Origin of the sequence: Morganella sp. Je.2.23, assembly GCF_051129855.1 — a bacterium.
Lineage (GTDB): Bacteria > Pseudomonadota > Gammaproteobacteria > Enterobacterales > Enterobacteriaceae > Morganella > Morganella sibonii.
Window position 1 is genome coordinate 179,658 of record NZ_JBCPSQ010000003.1, and the last position, 15,215, is coordinate 194,872.

General features: G+C 53.8%; 14 protein-coding genes. 9 read left to right on the top strand and 5 right to left on the bottom strand.

What is annotated here, in order from left to right:
* Window positions 1–2 precede the first annotated feature (2 nt).
* From AAZR23_RS13060 to AAZR23_RS13070, 3 genes are all read right to left on the bottom strand, one after another.
* Window positions 3–1,550 carry an MASE1 domain-containing sensor histidine kinase gene (locus AAZR23_RS13060; protein WP_107680569.1) on the bottom strand — a complete coding sequence of 516 codons (1,548 nt, stop codon included), beginning with the start codon at window positions 1,548–1,550 and terminating at the stop codon, window positions 3–5.
* Window positions 1,551–1,553: 3 nt separating this feature from the next.
* Window positions 1,554–2,183, bottom strand: a complete 630-nt coding sequence (locus tag AAZR23_RS13065) for a response regulator (protein WP_434693062.1) — start codon at window positions 2,181–2,183, stop codon at window positions 1,554–1,556.
* 144 nt (window positions 2,184–2,327) lie between these two features.
* Window positions 2,328–2,672, bottom strand: a complete 345-nt coding sequence (locus tag AAZR23_RS13070) for a YacC family pilotin-like protein (RefSeq protein ID WP_046895378.1) — start codon at window positions 2,670–2,672, stop codon at window positions 2,328–2,330.
* A gap of 213 nt (window positions 2,673–2,885) precedes the next feature.
* Here AAZR23_RS13070 and cueO point away from each other — a divergent pair, with 213 nt between their 5' ends.
* On the top strand, window positions 2,886–4,493 hold the full coding sequence (gene cueO, locus AAZR23_RS13075) for a multicopper oxidase CueO (protein ID WP_218427525.1): 1,608 nt from the start codon (window positions 2,886–2,888) through the stop codon (window positions 4,491–4,493).
* A 151-nt stretch (window positions 4,494–4,644) separates the two neighbouring features.
* Entirely contained in the window at window positions 4,645–5,184 is a 540-nt protein-coding gene (gene hpt, locus AAZR23_RS13080) for a hypoxanthine phosphoribosyltransferase (RefSeq protein ID WP_171819759.1), read from the top strand.
* 58 nt (window positions 5,185–5,242) lie between these two features.
* Here the strand turns inward: hpt and can are convergent, their stop codons facing one another.
* Window positions 5,243–5,902: a carbonate dehydratase gene (gene can / locus AAZR23_RS13085; RefSeq protein ID WP_025154028.1), complete on the bottom strand. Its 660-nt coding sequence runs from the start codon at window positions 5,900–5,902 to the stop codon at window positions 5,243–5,245.
* A 184-nt stretch (window positions 5,903–6,086) separates the two neighbouring features.
* Between can and AAZR23_RS13090 the strand changes: the two genes are divergently transcribed.
* The 7 genes from AAZR23_RS13090 to AAZR23_RS13120 all read left to right on the top strand — a co-directional run bounded on the left by AAZR23_RS13090 (window position 6,087) and on the right by AAZR23_RS13120 (window position 14,332).
* Window positions 6,087–7,013, top strand: coding sequence for an ABC transporter ATP-binding protein (locus tag AAZR23_RS13090; RefSeq protein WP_166707096.1), 927 nt, complete (start codon window positions 6,087–6,089; stop codon window positions 7,011–7,013).
* Window positions 7,010–7,780, top strand: a complete 771-nt coding sequence (locus AAZR23_RS13095) for an ABC transporter permease (protein WP_046895097.1) — start codon at window positions 7,010–7,012, stop codon at window positions 7,778–7,780. The genes AAZR23_RS13090 and AAZR23_RS13095 overlap by 4 nt, the downstream gene beginning before the upstream one ends.
* 295 nt (window positions 7,781–8,075) lie before the next feature.
* On the top strand, window positions 8,076–9,530 hold the full coding sequence (locus AAZR23_RS13100) for a serralysin family metalloprotease (protein WP_434693067.1): 1,455 nt from the start codon (window positions 8,076–8,078) through the stop codon (window positions 9,528–9,530).
* On the top strand, window positions 9,505–9,933 hold the full coding sequence (locus AAZR23_RS13105; RefSeq protein WP_434693069.1) for an AprI/Inh family metalloprotease inhibitor: 429 nt from the start codon (window positions 9,505–9,507) through the stop codon (window positions 9,931–9,933). The genes AAZR23_RS13100 and AAZR23_RS13105 overlap by 26 nt, the downstream gene beginning before the upstream one ends.
* A gap of 67 nt (window positions 9,934–10,000) precedes the next feature.
* Window positions 10,001–11,707, top strand: coding sequence for a type I secretion system permease/ATPase (locus AAZR23_RS13110; RefSeq protein ID WP_434693258.1), 1,707 nt, complete (start codon window positions 10,001–10,003; stop codon window positions 11,705–11,707).
* Entirely contained in the window at window positions 11,697–13,004 is a 1,308-nt protein-coding gene (locus tag AAZR23_RS13115; protein ID WP_218427530.1) for an HlyD family type I secretion periplasmic adaptor subunit, read from the top strand. The genes AAZR23_RS13110 and AAZR23_RS13115 overlap by 11 nt, the downstream gene beginning before the upstream one ends.
* Before the next feature lie 5 nt (window positions 13,005–13,009).
* Window positions 13,010–14,332, top strand: a complete 1,323-nt coding sequence (locus AAZR23_RS13120; RefSeq protein ID WP_247717315.1) for a TolC family protein — start codon at window positions 13,010–13,012, stop codon at window positions 14,330–14,332.
* Here AAZR23_RS13120 and panC read toward each other — a convergent pair.
* Complete coding sequence (panC, locus tag AAZR23_RS13125) at window positions 14,324–15,211, bottom strand: pantoate--beta-alanine ligase (RefSeq protein ID WP_218427531.1); 888 nt, start codon at window positions 15,209–15,211, stop codon at window positions 14,324–14,326. The two genes, AAZR23_RS13120 and panC, sit on opposite strands and share 9 nt — an antisense overlap.
* Window positions 15,212–15,215: the final 4 nt, after the last annotated feature.

A 15,215-nucleotide genomic window follows, 5' to 3' on the forward strand; every position in this document is an offset into this window, starting at 1 on the left:
TCTTAGTTTTCGTGATTTTCATCAGAAAATGTGGGCAGGTTAACAATAATCCGGGTTCCGCCGGCGGTGGTCAGTGTCCAGTCACCGCCGAGCGCGCGGACCCGCTCCTCAATACCGCGCAGACCAAAGCCGCCGCGGCGTTTGCTCTCCGGGATACCGATGCCGTTATCAGAGACATGAAGCTGTATCGTGTCACGTTGCTGTTTCAGGATGATGAGGATATGGGTGGCACCGGCATGCTTACTGATATTATTTAACAACTCCTGCACCAGCCGGTACAGAGTGAACAGCACCGTTTCATTTTCCGGCTGTTGTTCCAGTTCGTAATGAAACTCACACTGAATACCGTTCTCGCCGAAAGCAAATTCAGCGATCAGATGGCGCAGTGCATTTTCGAGAGACATTTCACTGAGTACCGGCGGGCGCAGTTCGCGCAGCAGCTGGCGGGTGGACTGGTGAATTTTCTGTGCCAGGTCATTGATTTGTGCTGCCGCACGGCTGCTTTGCGGATCTGGTGCGGTTTTTCTGACCAGCATCGACTGGATCTGAATTGCGGTGATGTTCTGGCCGATTTCATCATGCAGCTCGCGGGCAATGGCTTTTTTGACATCCTCTTCCGTGTGTACCAGTTGCTGCATCAGATCCCGCCGTGCCTGCAGCTCCTGCTCCAGCCGTTCGCGGTAGCGCTGTAAATTACGTGACAACTGCTGCTGACGGCTGATGGCAATCCCGAGGCCGATACCAATCAGCGCCTGGGTGCTCATAAACATCTGTAATTCCTGTAAATCAGCAAATGCGCCGTTAAACTGGCGGGCAAAGGTGATAATCAGACTGCCGAGCAGAGCGGAGAGCACACCGCCCTGCCAGCCGTAGCGGTATGCCATAAAGACATTGGGGATAAAGACCAGCAGCACCAGCAGGCGCTCAATTTCCGGGGTAAAAAAGATCTGGGCACTGAGTCCGGCCAGGCAGAACAGAAAACACCACATCAGTAATGAGGTGCGCAGCTGCGGATCAGGTGTGCCGTAATCCAGGATCAGGCGGAAATGCTGTTCATGGAGGTATTCATAGATCAGATAGACGAACGGGGTCAGCAGAATACCGCCGGTGAGGGTGGTGAGGAAAATCTGGCTGACACTCAGCGGGGTCAGCAGGCTGAACACCAGGGTGTGCAGCAGACTGTTGATACCGACACCGGCGATCAGCAGTAACAGCCGCTGCCAGTAAAGGGTATAGCGCCACCAGGTGGTCTGGATAATAAAGGCGCTGATAAGGCTCAGCAGCGGCGACAACAGGATCACCGGCTGCGACAGTAACTGCTCCTGCGCCAGCCAGATATTCAGCAGCAGCTCCGCCAGTAACAGGGTCGGCCAGAAACGCCGCCACAGCAGGATCATCAGCGCCAGCCGTAAGCCTTCCGGCAGGAAAAAAGCTGACAGCACACTGTTCTGACTGAGATAAAAACCGATGATCCACAAACCTATCCAGGTCAGTGAATAGGTAAACAGCAGAAACACCGACTGTAACAGCAGACGAGCGCCGCGCCTCATGGCTTATTGTCCTGCGATCAGGTGATGCGCCAGGGCAAAATGAACCAGATCAATTGTGCTTTCACACTGAAGTTTGCCCAGCACATTGGCGCGGTGGACATGGACGGTTTTATGACTGAGCGCCAGTTTATCCGCAATAGCCCGCACACTCATCCCGGCCACCAGCAGATCAAACACCTCACGCTCACGCGGGGTCAGTTCTTCCAGCGCACGGTTTTCCGGTGGTGACTGGCGCAGCGCGCGCATGGCATCCGCACACAGATAGCAGCCGCCCTGATGCACGGAACGTACCGCCTGCACCAGTTCTTCCGGGCCGCAGCGTTTGGTGAGATACGCACCGGCACCGGCATCCAGCGCACTCTGCACAAAGGCGGGGGTATCATAAATACTGAGGATAATGGTACGGAACGTGGTTTTGCGCTCCCGCAGGCGGTCGAGCAGCTGTAATCCGTTTTCATCCGGCATGGAAATATCCATGATCACCACATCAATATCCGGACGGCTCAGTTCAGGCCAGGCTTCCGCAGCACTGGCATATTGTCCGGCGATAGTGATATCCGGCTCCAGTGTCAGGAGCTGAGCGAAACCGGATCGCACAACTATATGGTCATCGATGAGCACTATTTTTATCATGTCCGGACAGCGTATTATCAGCAGAGAGGGATCAATTATTGACAGAGGTTATATCAATATAGCGGGTGATAATCGAGGATATTCATACAGAAATCCGCTCTCCGGCTGTTTTTTTACCGCTTAACCGATTCGGTTGCAGGGAAATTATTTCACATAAGCAAGCAACGGCAGTGAATCACGTGCCAGTGCGGTGCATTTGTAGTTTTCCGGCAGCTTTATCTGTTTGATGTCGAAATAGTTCTCTTTATTCATTGCCGCCATCTGCCGGGTATCATAATTGCTCATATCCCAGCGGTTACTTTTGGCAAACAGTAAGATCGCTTTTTCGATACGGGAATTCGGCAGATCTTCGTAACCACAATCATTTTTCAGATAAATAAAAACCGCAGTCAGTCCGGCGAGGTCTTCAGCCTGTGACGGCGTCAGCGCTTTCGCGGGCAGGGAAAGCAGCAGGACACAGCTGAATAAAGCGTGAAAGAATAGTTTCATAGTGAGTAGTTTACCGGTATCGCCTGTCAGTTTATGTGAAGATTTTAATAGTTTTGTCGCAGATTGCATCCGCTGACTAAAGTGATGTAAAGACCTTATTCCCGGAAAGGTAATACATTGACCTTGCCCTTAGGGCAGGGTTTAGCCTGCGCTATAACAGAACCCAATCATTTTGTCATAGCATATCACCACTGATGATAAAGGAAGCATATCATGCAACGACGCGATTTTTTGAAATATAGCGCATTCTTAGGTGCTGCCACGATGCTGCCGGCATGGAGCCGGTTTGCCTTTGCGGCGCAGGAACGTCCGGCACTCGGTATTCCGCCGCTGTTAACGGCGGATAATGCACAAAAAATCACCCTGAATATTCAGCAGGGGCAAATGGTGTTTATTCCGGGAAAAACCACCCAAACCTGGGGATATAACGGTGACCTGCTGGGCCCGGCGCTGAAACTGCGGCGTGGTAAGCCGGTAACGGTGGATATCGTCAATAAATTGCCGGAAGCGACAACCGTCCACTGGCACGGCCTGGAAATCAGTGGTGAACAGGATGGCGGTCCGCAGGCGATTATTGCCCCGGGCAGCACCCGTACGGTCAGTTTCACGCCGGATCAGCCGGAAGCCACCTGCTGGTTCCATCCGCACACCCACGGCAAAACCGGCCATCAGGTCGCAATGGGACTGGCCGGACTGGTGCTGATTGAAGATGATAATACCGCATCAACCGGCCTGCCGGGTGAGTGGGGAACGGATGATATCCCGGTGGTCTTGCAGGATAAGCGCCTGACCGCAGACGGTAAAATTGATTATCAGCTGGATGTGATGTCTGCCGCAGTCGGCTGGTTTGGCGACACCATGCTGACCAACGGCGCGGTTTACCCGCAGCATATGGCACCGCGCGGCTGGCTGCGCCTGCGTCTGCTCAACGGCTGTAATGCCCGCAGTCTGCGGATGGCGGCCGGTGACGGGCGTCCGCTGTATGTGATCGGCAGTGACGGCGGCCTGCTGGCCGAACCGGTAAAAGTGCAGGAGCTGCCGATGCTGCCGGGAGAACGTTTTGAAGTGCTGGTGGATACATCAGACGGGAAAGTCTTTGATATTGTCACCTTACCGGTACGTCAGATGGGAATGACACTGGCACCGTTTGATGAGGCGCTGCCGGTGCTGTCCATCCGTCCGACACTCGATGCCGCACGCGGCAAACTGCCGGATGTGCTGGCGGCGATGCCGGCTCTGATCGATACCTCCCGCCTGCCGGTACGTGAATTCCGTCTGATGATGGATATGCGCCTTGATATGCAGGGCATGATGATGCTGACCGATAAATACGGCCCGCAGGCGATGGCCGGAATGGGCATGCACGGCAACATGGGCGGCGGCCATATGAGCGGCGGGCATATGGGCGGAATGAAAGGCATGAGCCGAGGTATGCACAGTGGCGGCGGTCACTGCGGCTCCGGCGATGTTGATCTGATGAACGCCAACAGTATCAACGGTATTCCGTTCTCAATGACCGAAAGCGCATTTGATGTGAAGCAGGGACAGGCGGAGCGCTGGGTTATCTCCGGCGTCGGTGACATGATGCTGCACCCGTTCCATATCCACGGCACCCGTTTCCGTATTCTCAGTGAGGGCGGACGCACACCGGCGGCTCACCGGCAGGGCTGGAAAGATATGGTCAGGATAGAGGGCAATGTCAGTGAGGTTCTGGTGAAATTTGACCATCCGGCCACTAATGCGCATCCGTTTATGGCGCACTGTCACCTGCTGGAACATGAAGATACCGGTATGATGACGGGCTTTACTGTCACGGCCTGAATATAAAATTACCCGGTGACAATCCGCGTCAGTCATGGCGCGGATACTGTTTATCTGTCCGTGGTATGCTAAACTAACGCGCTTTCTGACCGGTATTAAACCGGGTTTAATGCCGAACCACTGAAACAGCGTACCGTTGACGACAAAAATCATGAAGAAACACACCTTAGATACAATGATCTCCGAAGCTGAGATCCAGCAGCGCGTTGCCGATCTCGGCAGCGAAATTTCCGCACACTATCGTCACAGCAACAAAGAGCTGGTCTTAGTCGGGTTACTGAAAGGATCTTTTATTTTTATGGCTGACCTGTGCCGTAAAATTGATGTTCCTCATGAAGTCGATTTTATGACGGTATCCAGTTACGGCAGCGGCACCTCGTCCACCCGTGATGTGAAAATTGTCAAAGACCTGGACGAAGATATCCGCGGCAAAGACGTGCTGATCGTGGAAGATATCATTGATTCCGGCAATACATTACACCGCGTGCGTGACATTCTGTCTCTGCGCGGCCCGAACTCCGTGGCAATCTGTACTCTGCTGGATAAACCGTCCCGCCGTGAGGTGGATGTTCCGGTTAACTGGGTCGGCTACGCGATTGAAGACAAATTTGTGGTGGGTTACGGCATCGACTACGCCCAGAGCTACCGCCACCTGCCGTATATCGGTCATGTGACACTGCTGGAAGAGTAATTTTTCCGGTTGTGAATATAAAAACGGCACCTGCGGGTGCCGTTTGCTTTTGCAGTGATCAGGACGACGGCATGTTCGAGAGTTTGGCGACGGCCTGGCGGTAAACCAGTTCCATTTTCTCGCGGCTGTCAGAGCTGATATCCAGATCATGCAGCAGACCGTTGTTAATCCCGTAGATCCAGCCGTGGATCATCACACGCTGGCCGCGTTTCCACGCTGCCTGCATAATCGTCGAGTGACCCAGGTTATAGACCTGCTCCACCACGTTCAGCTCACACAGGCGGTTGATGCGATCCTGTGGTGCGAGTTCGCCCAGCAGGGAGCTGTGCTGATACCAGATATCGCGGATATGCAGTAACCAGTTATTGATAAGCCCCAGCTCAGTACCCTCAATGGCCGCCTGGATACCGCCGCAGTTGTAGTGACCGCAGACGATAATATGTTCAACCTGGAGCACATCCACGGCATACTGGATAACTGACAGGCAGTTCAGGTCGGTATGGATGACAAGGTTGGCCACATTACGGTGCACAAACAGATCGCCCGGTGCGGCGTCGATCAGTTTTTCGGCAGGAACACGGCTGTCAGAGCAGCCGATCCAGAGAAAACGGGGCTTTTGAGCCTGTGCTAACTCTTTGAAAAACTCCGGATCTTTTTCATTTACAGATTCGGACCACTGTTTGTTATGCGCAAACAGTTCTTCGATTTTTTTCATCATGACGGATAGCCTGTTGCAGATCCTTTCGCTAGAATCTCTTGTATAAAAAATTTAAATTTTAATAAATTGTTATTAAATAATTTCAGTAAAGAAGACGAATTGTCAAGAACCGATTTCGGTTCGCAGGTAATATTGCGGCTTATATTGCACCCAAATTTCTAAATTAAAAAGGTATTTTTCTGTTATGACCTATGCACTGGAAATATCACAATTAACCAAGCAGTATGCGGGAGGCGTGCAGGCTTTACGGGGAATCGACCTGAAAGTCAGTGCCGGCGATTTTTACGCCCTGCTGGGTCCGAACGGCGCGGGAAAATCCACCACTATCGGCATTATCAGCTCGCTGGTGAATAAAACCGGCGGAAAAGTGTCCGTGTTCGGGTATGACATTGATACTGATCTGGTTCTCGCCAAACGTCAGCTCGGCCTGGTGCCGCAGGAGTTTAACTTTAACCCGTTTGAGACTGTATTGCAGATCGTTTTACAGCAGGCCGGCTATTACGGGGTGCCGCACAAACTGGCGCAGGAGCGGGCGAAAACCTATCTGACGCAGCTGGATTTGTGGGAGAAACGTGATGAGCGCGCGATGCGTCTGTCCGGCGGGATGAAGCGCCGTCTGATGATCGCCCGTGCTCTGATGCATCAGCCGAAATTGCTGATCCTCGACGAACCGACAGCCGGGGTGGATATTGAACTGCGCCGCTCGATGTGGGGATTTCTCAAAACCCTCAATGCGCAGGGCACCACGATTATTCTCACCACACATTATCTCGAGGAAGCGGAAATGCTGTGCCGTAATATCGGGATTATCCAGCACGGTGAGCTGGTGGAAAACACCAGTATGAAAGCGCTGCTCGGTAAACTGGAATCTGAAACCTTTATCCTCGATCTGGGATCGAAAAACCCGTTGCCGCAGCTTGAGGGCTATGCTTTCCGGCTGACTGACACCTCGACGCTGGAGGTGGATGTCCGTCGCGGGCAGGGGCTGAACGGTGTTTTTGCCCAGCTGAACGCGCAGGGTATTGATATCCTCAGTATGCGTAACAAAGCGAACCGGCTGGAGGAGTTATTTGTGCATCTGGTGAATCATGATTTGGAGGCTGCGAAATGATGTCGCTGTACTGGGTGGCGCTGAAAACAATCTGGCGCAAAGAAATCACCCGTTTTATGCGGATTTGGGTTCAGACACTGATCCCGCCGGTGATCACCATGTCACTCTATTTTATTATTTTCGGCAATCTTATCGGTAACCGGATTGGTGAAATGGGCGGTGTCGGTTACATGCAGTTTATCGTACCCGGCCTGATTATGATGTCAGTGATTACTAACTCCTATGCCAACGTATCCTCATCGTTTTTCGGGGCAAAATTCCAGAAAAGCATTGAGGAACTGCTGGTGGCACCGGTACCGACTCACGTGATTATTGCCGGGTTTGTCGGCGGCGGGGTGGCGCGCGGTGTGCTGGTCGGGATTTTAGTCACGCTGGTGTCGCTGTTCTTTGTGCCGTTACAGATCCACTCCTGGTTTATGATCATCACAACTCTGCTGATGACATCCGTTCTGTTCTCGCTGGCAGGGCTGCTTAACGCGCTGTTTGCGAAAAGCTTTGATGATATCAGCATTATCCCGACGTTCGTCCTGACGCCGCTGACCTATCTTGGCGGGGTGTTTTATTCGCTGACACTGTTACCGGCATTCTGGCAGGGGGTGTCCAAACTGAACCCGATTGTCTATATGATCAGCGGATTCCGTTATGGTTTCCTCGGTATCAGTGATGTCTCTCTGACCACCACTCTCGGGGTACTGAGCCTGTTTATTGCAGCGTTCTACCTGCTGACCTGGCGTCTGATTGAAAAAGGACGCGGCCTGAGAACCTGATCCGGCATTCTGATAATCAGCCCGGCACATTGTTGCCGGGCTTTTTGTATCTGCCCTTATTATTTTCTTGCGCTATGTAATTATTTTTCCTCGGTTTATCCCTGATTAATACAGACCTTCTCCCGTTCCTGCCGGCGCCAAAGCCAAATCACAGAATTAGTATGCGTTTATTCCTTACCACATAGATTAATTAAATTAATGTGTCTATCGTGTGCGGGCTGGTGAATTCCGGCGGTTAACTGATGTTTAAGGATAAATTTCATTCTGTTTTATTATTACATACGGAGATATTTTTATGAGTATCGCTGCATACGGCACAGAAGACGGGTGGACGCTTATCGATGAGGTGCTGAGTAGTCCGGGGCGGGGAGGCGGACGCCTGATTAATAACAAAATCTCATATGATGCCTTTGAAGCCGGAAACTATATTGCCAGAACGAATACCGGCTGGAATGGTGCCGGGGTTACCGGGCAGTCTGCTGAAGTGACCTATTCATTCCCGACGTGGGAAGGGATTTATTATAACGCGGCAGGAAATAGCGGTTTACGGGGATTCAACGAGTATCAAAAAGACCAGGCACGCTTATCATTACAGTCCTGGGCAGATGTGGCAAACATTACATTTACTGAAGTTGAGGCCGGCAGAGGGGAAATTTACACCAATATCACTTTCGGTTATATCAGTGATAAATATACACAGGCGTATGCCTGGCTGCCGCACACCACAGATAACTATGGCCGGCCATACACAGATGCCCGCGGCTTTGATGTTTCCGGCCAGTCCTGGTACAGCTCGGAGCCCGGGGCGCTGAACGTGACGCCGGTAGCCGGAAACTACGGGCGTCTGACGTTTACCCATGAAATTGGTCATACCCTGGGATTAAATCATCCGGGCAATTATAACGCGGGTCAGGGCGTGCCTTCTTATAAAGACGCGGATTACGCGGAGGACACGCGTCAGTACAGTGTAATGAGCTACTGGAGTGAGAAAATCACCGGCGCAGATCATAAAGGCTATTACGCTTCCGCGCCGCTGCTGGATGATATTACCGCGATTCAGAAACTGTACGGTGCAAATTATCACACCCGTACCGGTGACACCGTTTATGGTTTCGATTCCAATACCGGGCGTGATTACTACTCTGCAAAAAGTGTGTCAGATAAGCTTATTTTCACCGTCTGGGACGGCGGCGGTAATGACACCCTGAATTTCTCCCGTTATAAGCAGGATCAGAAAATTTCGCTGCGGGAAGGTGATTTTTCGGATGTCGGCGGCCTGACCGGGAATGTGTCAATCGCACATGGTGTGAAGATTGAAAATGCGTTTGGCGGGCGCGGAAATGATGTGATCATCGGCAACGACGAGAACAACATCCTGATGGGCAACGGCGGGGATGATGTGCTGTACGGCGGAGCCGGGCAGGATCAGCTCTGGGGCGGCACCGGGAATGATATTTTTGTGTTCTCGGCAGTGACGGATTCTCTGTATGACCGTCCGGATCATATCCGTGATTTCTCAACCGGTCTGGACATGATCGATTTACAGGGGCTGAATCAGAACCGTGACGGGGAAAAATTTATCTATTTCACCGATGAATTCAGCGGCGCGGCCGGCGAAGCGGTCGTACGGTATGATGGCGGGCGGAATCTGACAGAGCTGCTGATTAATGTCAGCGGAAATCAGTGTCAGCCTGATTTTAAAGTGGATATCACCGGTATGGTGAATGTTCACACTGACTTTATCGTTTAACGCAGCAGGCGGGCGCGGCCGGTGCGGCGTCCGCAGCATTCAGGAAGTCACCATGCAAATCAGCAGACCCTCATTATTACTGTTTTCGCTGCTGTTATCAGAGCAGAGCGCGGCAGTCAGTCAGAGAATTCCCGCCGCTGAAGAACTTCAGGGTAACTGGCAGTTCACGGAAGACGGGCAGACACAACCTGTCACGCTGACGAGTGTTCCCGATAAAACAGCGGAAGGATTTCAGCTGCATTTCCCGGGACAGCCGCAAATATCAGCCTGGCGTCCGGCACCGGACGGCATTGCTTTTATTACATCAGACGGCACCACCCGTTATTTCTTTTCTGCGGAATCCCCCGGCCGTTACCGTGCGGAAATCTGGCATGAAAAGGGTGCATATCTTCTGAAAGAGTAACGGTTCTCTTTATCCCATGACTAATCATCTTACATCCCGGCGGGTATGCCGGGCGGAGTCCCTGTGTATGCTTTCCGGGAAAACCAGAAATGACATTACGGCATTTATTGCTGCCCGAAAATCCCTGTTTATCTCACTCGCATTATTCAGTGCGCTGATTAATCTGCTGATGCTGGTACCGTCTGTGTATATGTTGCAGGTGTACGACCGTGTTTTGCCCTCGGGCAATGAAATGACACTGCTGATGCTGACACTGATAATGGCCGGATTACTGGCACTGACCGGCGGTCTGGATTATTTGCGTAATATGCTGGTGATCCGCATGAGCAACCAGTTTGACCTGGCACTGAATACACGCGTCTATGATTCGGCATTTCAGGCAAAACTGCACAATACTGCGGATCATCTGCCGCAGCAGGCGCAGAGCGACCTGATGGTCCTGCGCCGGTTTATAACCGGTAACGGTATCTTTGCCTTTCTCGATCTGCCCTGGTTCCCGCTTTATCTGCTGGTGATCGCGTTGTTTAACCCGTGGCTCGGGTTGTTTGCCTGTGGCGGCGCAGCGGTGCTGATAGCGCTTGCACTGCTTAATGAACGGCTTTCCGGGCCGCCGCTGACAGCCGCGAACCGTTTGTCTGCCGCCGCACAGGGCATGCAAAGCAGCCATCTTGCTCATCCGGAGCCCGCAGAGGCGATGGGGATGCAGCAGCATCTGCGTCAGCGCTGGCTGAACCGCCACTGCCGCAGTTTGCATGAGCAGACCCGGGCCAGTGATTATTCAGCAAAAATTATGGCGATCACCAAAACCGTCCGCCTGATCCTGCAATCCCTGATGCTGGGGCTGGGGGGCTGGCTGGCGCTGGATAATACCATTTCACCCGGCATGATGATCGCCGGGTCGATTCTGCTGGGACGGGCGCTGTCGCCGGTTGAGCAGGTTACCGGAGTGTGGAAAAGCGCGAAAGAGGGCAGACTGGCGTATCAGCGGCTCACTGCGCTGCTGGCGGCTCATCCGCAGCCGCCGCAGAAGCTGGTACTGCCGCATCCGGCAGGGAATTTGTCTGTTTCCGTGATGCAGGCGGGCTATCCTGGCTGTGATGTACCACTGTTACACAATCTGCATTTCGGCCTCGGACCGGGAGACGTGCTGGGGATTATCGGCCCGTCCGGAGCCGGGAAATCAGCACTGGCTAAATTACTCGCCGGGTTGTGGCCTGCCGGGCGGGGAGCTGTCCGGCTCGACGGGGCAGATCTCTGTCAGCAGGATAAAGCCGTATCCGGGAAGTATATCGGTTATCTTCCCCAGGAAGTTGCGCTTTTTCCCGGCACAATCGCCGATAATATCGCCCGTTTTGACCCGGATGCTGATCCGGAAAATATTATCCGTGCGGCACAACTGGCACAGGTACATGAATTGATCCTGCAACTGCCGCAGGGGTATGAAACCCTGACCGGCGCAGACGGCACCGGGCTTTCCGGTGGCCAGCGTCAGCGGATCGCGCTGGCACGGGCGCTGTACGGCTCACCGGCACTGATTATCCTCGATGAACCCAATGCCGCCCTGGATGATGCCGGGCTGAATGCGCTGATATCTGCCGTTAATACGCTGAAAGCACAGAAAAAAACAATCGTTCTGATTACTCACCATAAACCACTGCTGTCGGTGACAGACAAACTGCTGCTGTTATCCGGCGGACGGATGCAAATTTTTGGCCGTACAGAGAAGGTCATTGAAACACTTAATCATCAGGCGGGTAAAAATAATGATAACTAAATTGCTTTCAGCGGAGCCGGGGGTAAAAACAGACACGCGCGGATATCAGCGGGCGGGATGTTTTGTTATTGCCGCCGGTCTTGCCGGTTTTCTGTTATGGGCGGGATTTGCACCGCTGGATCAGGGCGTTGCCGCCTCAGGAACCGTTGTGGTTGCAGGTAATATCAAACAGGTGCAGTCCCCGGCGGATGGCGTGATTGCTGATATTTATGTACAGAATGGTCAGCGGGCGGAGAAAGATCAGGTGCTGGTGCGGCTGCGTCCGGTACAGGCTCTGGCGCAGGCGGAGTCACTGGCCGGGCAGCTCGACAGCACACTGCTGATGCAGCGGCGGCTGGAGGCCGAACTGCGCGGTGAACAGGCATTGACACCGGCGGCGGAAGACATATTTTATACGCCGCCTGACTATCAGCAGGCACAATTGCAGGCGCAGAATGCACTGCTGACTGACCGGCGGCTTGAGCTGGAGAGTGATATTCAGGCCCGTCAGGTTGTGATTGACGGGCTGACACGGCGGCTTATTACCCTGCGGGGGATTGTCCGCAGCACCATTCAGCAGTCAGACAGCCTGACAGCACAGGCCGCAAATCTGAAATCGCTGGCTGATGAGGGATATCTGCCGCGTCACCGCTACCAGGAAATCGTGCGGGAAAGTGCGGCACTGCGCAATCAGGCGGATGATACCCGGATACAGATAAGCCGTGCGGAGGAAGAAAAAGCCGCTCAGTCAGAACAGATCACACAGCGGCGGGCTGCTTTTCACAGCGGGATCCGCGAGGAGTTATCGCGTCTGTCAGTACAGCGGAGTGAGCTGAAAAAACAGCAGGTTATTGAGAATGACCGGCTGGATCAGCATGTGATCACCGCACCGGTGACCGGCACTATTATGGATGTATCGGTGTTTACGGCCGGTGGTGTGGTGCGGGCAGGGGAAAAACTGATGTCCGTGGTGCCGGAACAGCAGACGCTGATTATTGAAGGCAAATTATCACCACAGTGGATAGATAAAGTGGCTCCCGGTCAGACCGCCGATCTGCTGTTTACCGCGTTTAATCAGAACCTGACACCCAAACTACGCGGCGAACTGACGATGATCTCCGCCGATCGTCTGACAAATCCGGCAACCGGTGAGCCTTATTATCAGATTCAGATTGCAGTACCCGAAACGGCGGCCGCTCAGGTGATCAAACCCGGGATGCCCGCTGAGATTTTTATCCGCACCGGGGAGCGATCTCTGCTCAGCTATCTGTTTAAGCCGGTGACTGACAGGCTCTTTTTCGCGCTGACAGAGGAGTGACGGGTATGTATCCTGCAAATATTTTTTGTGCGGCGCTGTTGTGTTTGTTGTCCGCCGCTGTGCAGGCGGTGACATTGTCAGAACTTCGTCAGCCTGCGCTGGAAAACGATCTCTCATTTCGTGCGGCGGGTAAGGCCTATGAGGCGGAACAGGCGGAGGCTGACGCCGGGAAATCACACCTTCTGCCCTCAGCCGGACTGAGTTATCAGAGTACGCCGTATAACCGGCTGACACAGCGGGCACCGGTGACGGATCAGCGGCGTTACCGCAGCCACTCTCTCAATCTGGTCGTCACGCAGCCGCTGCTGGATTACACCGCATATCATCAGTACCGGGCGGCACAGATACGCGGTACAGCCGCAGAAAGCGGATTGCAGATACAGCAGGCAGCGCTGATGAACCGGCTGGTATCGGCCTATCTGAATCTGGCCTGTGCCCTGGAAATACAGAAAACAGACCGGCTCCGGCTGGCGCTGGACAACTCGCAGCTGACCGCCGCACAGCGTCTTTTAAAGCTCGGGGAAGGAACGATGACAGAGGTGGAATCAGCCCGGGCCCGTCTGCGTCAGCGTCAGGCTCAACTTGCTGAAACAGAGGCGGAAAGCCTGAATGCGCTGCTCACCTTATCGGATCTCACCGGCCTTCCGCAGTTGCGGATGCAGGATGTTCCGGTACTGAAACCGGGGGCGTTCCGGCTGCCGCAACTGAAGGAAGCGGATTATGCCGCGCTGGAGCGGCAGATGCTGACAGTACATCCGGAAATCAAAGCGGCACAACATGAAACCGCACTGGCCAAAGCCGCGGCAGAGGTGCAGCGCGGGGCATTTATGCCGTCAGCACAGATCTTTGCGGCCTGGTCCGATACTCAGTCAGACAGCAGTGACACGGTGGGGCAGCGTTACCGGAATCTCAGTGCCGGGTTCCATCTTTCGGTTCCGTTGTTCAGCGGCGGAAAGGATATGGCAGGGATGCGGAAAGTATCTGCTCAGATTCAGCAGTCACAGTATGATCAGGATGCGCTGGTGCAGACACGCCTGCGTGATCTGAGGCGTCAGTATCAGATATTCCGTCACAGCGGTGTACAGCTGGCGGCGCTGGAGCAGGCTGCCGCTGCCGCCGGGGTGCTGGTAACTGCGGCGGAAAAAGGGTATTCAGCAGGACAGAAAAGTCAGCAGGATGTGACAAATGCCCGGGAGCAGTATTATCAGGCGGAACAGGAACTGACAAAGGCCCGCTATGACGGGCTTCTGGCCTGGTTCCGGCTGCATCATTACAGCAGCACACCGGAAACCGGGCTTTTCAGGCAGATTGAGCGCTATTTACAGTGACGTAGTCGCTGTATCACTGTCTGCCGGGTTCGGCATATTGACGTGCAGGCAGTCGATCAGGCGGATATTCCCCAGCCAGGCGGAAGCCAGGATCACTGCTTGTCCGCTGTTGACCCGCACAGCCTCCAGATCATCAGCATCACAGATCTCCAGGCTGATATCACGGAATCCGGCACGGCTCAGATCATCACGCGCATTATCCAGACTTTCGGCAATGGCGCTCGGGCGTTCGCGGATCATATCTGCCAGAGTCTGCATCACCTGATACAGGCGCGGTGCGGCCTCTTTCTCTTCTTTGCCCAGCAGGGAATTGCAGGAACTGAGTGCCAGCCCGGTTTTTTCCCTGACGGTCGGGATCGCGGCCAGTGCAATGTCATAATTCAGATCACGGATCAGACGGCGGACCGTCAGGAAACGCGGATGGTCATTGGTGCCGAAGAAAACAATATCCGGCTGAACCAGGTTGAACAGTTTGCACATTACGGTAGCGATTCCGCGCAGGCGGGTTCGCTGATGAGGCTCATCACACTGACTGACCAGCGGCGGCACAATCACCTGAGTCTGGTGAGTGAATCCGTGAGGATAGACATCACTGACCGCCGGTGCGTACACCAGATCCACCTGAGCTTTGCTCAGTTTTTCGCAGTCTGCCTGGAGTGTGCGCGGGTAGCGCTGCAAATCATCTTCCCGCGGGAACTGAAGCGGGTTAACAAAAACAGACACCACGACAATATCCGCCTGTGCGCGGGCTTCTTTTACCAGTGCCAGGTGGCCTTCGTGCAGGTTTCCCATTGTCGGGATAAACGCAACACGTTTGCCGTCAGTCCGCAGACGGGCAATCTCTTTGCGCAGGATCAGCGCAGTTTCAATAATCCGCATCAGT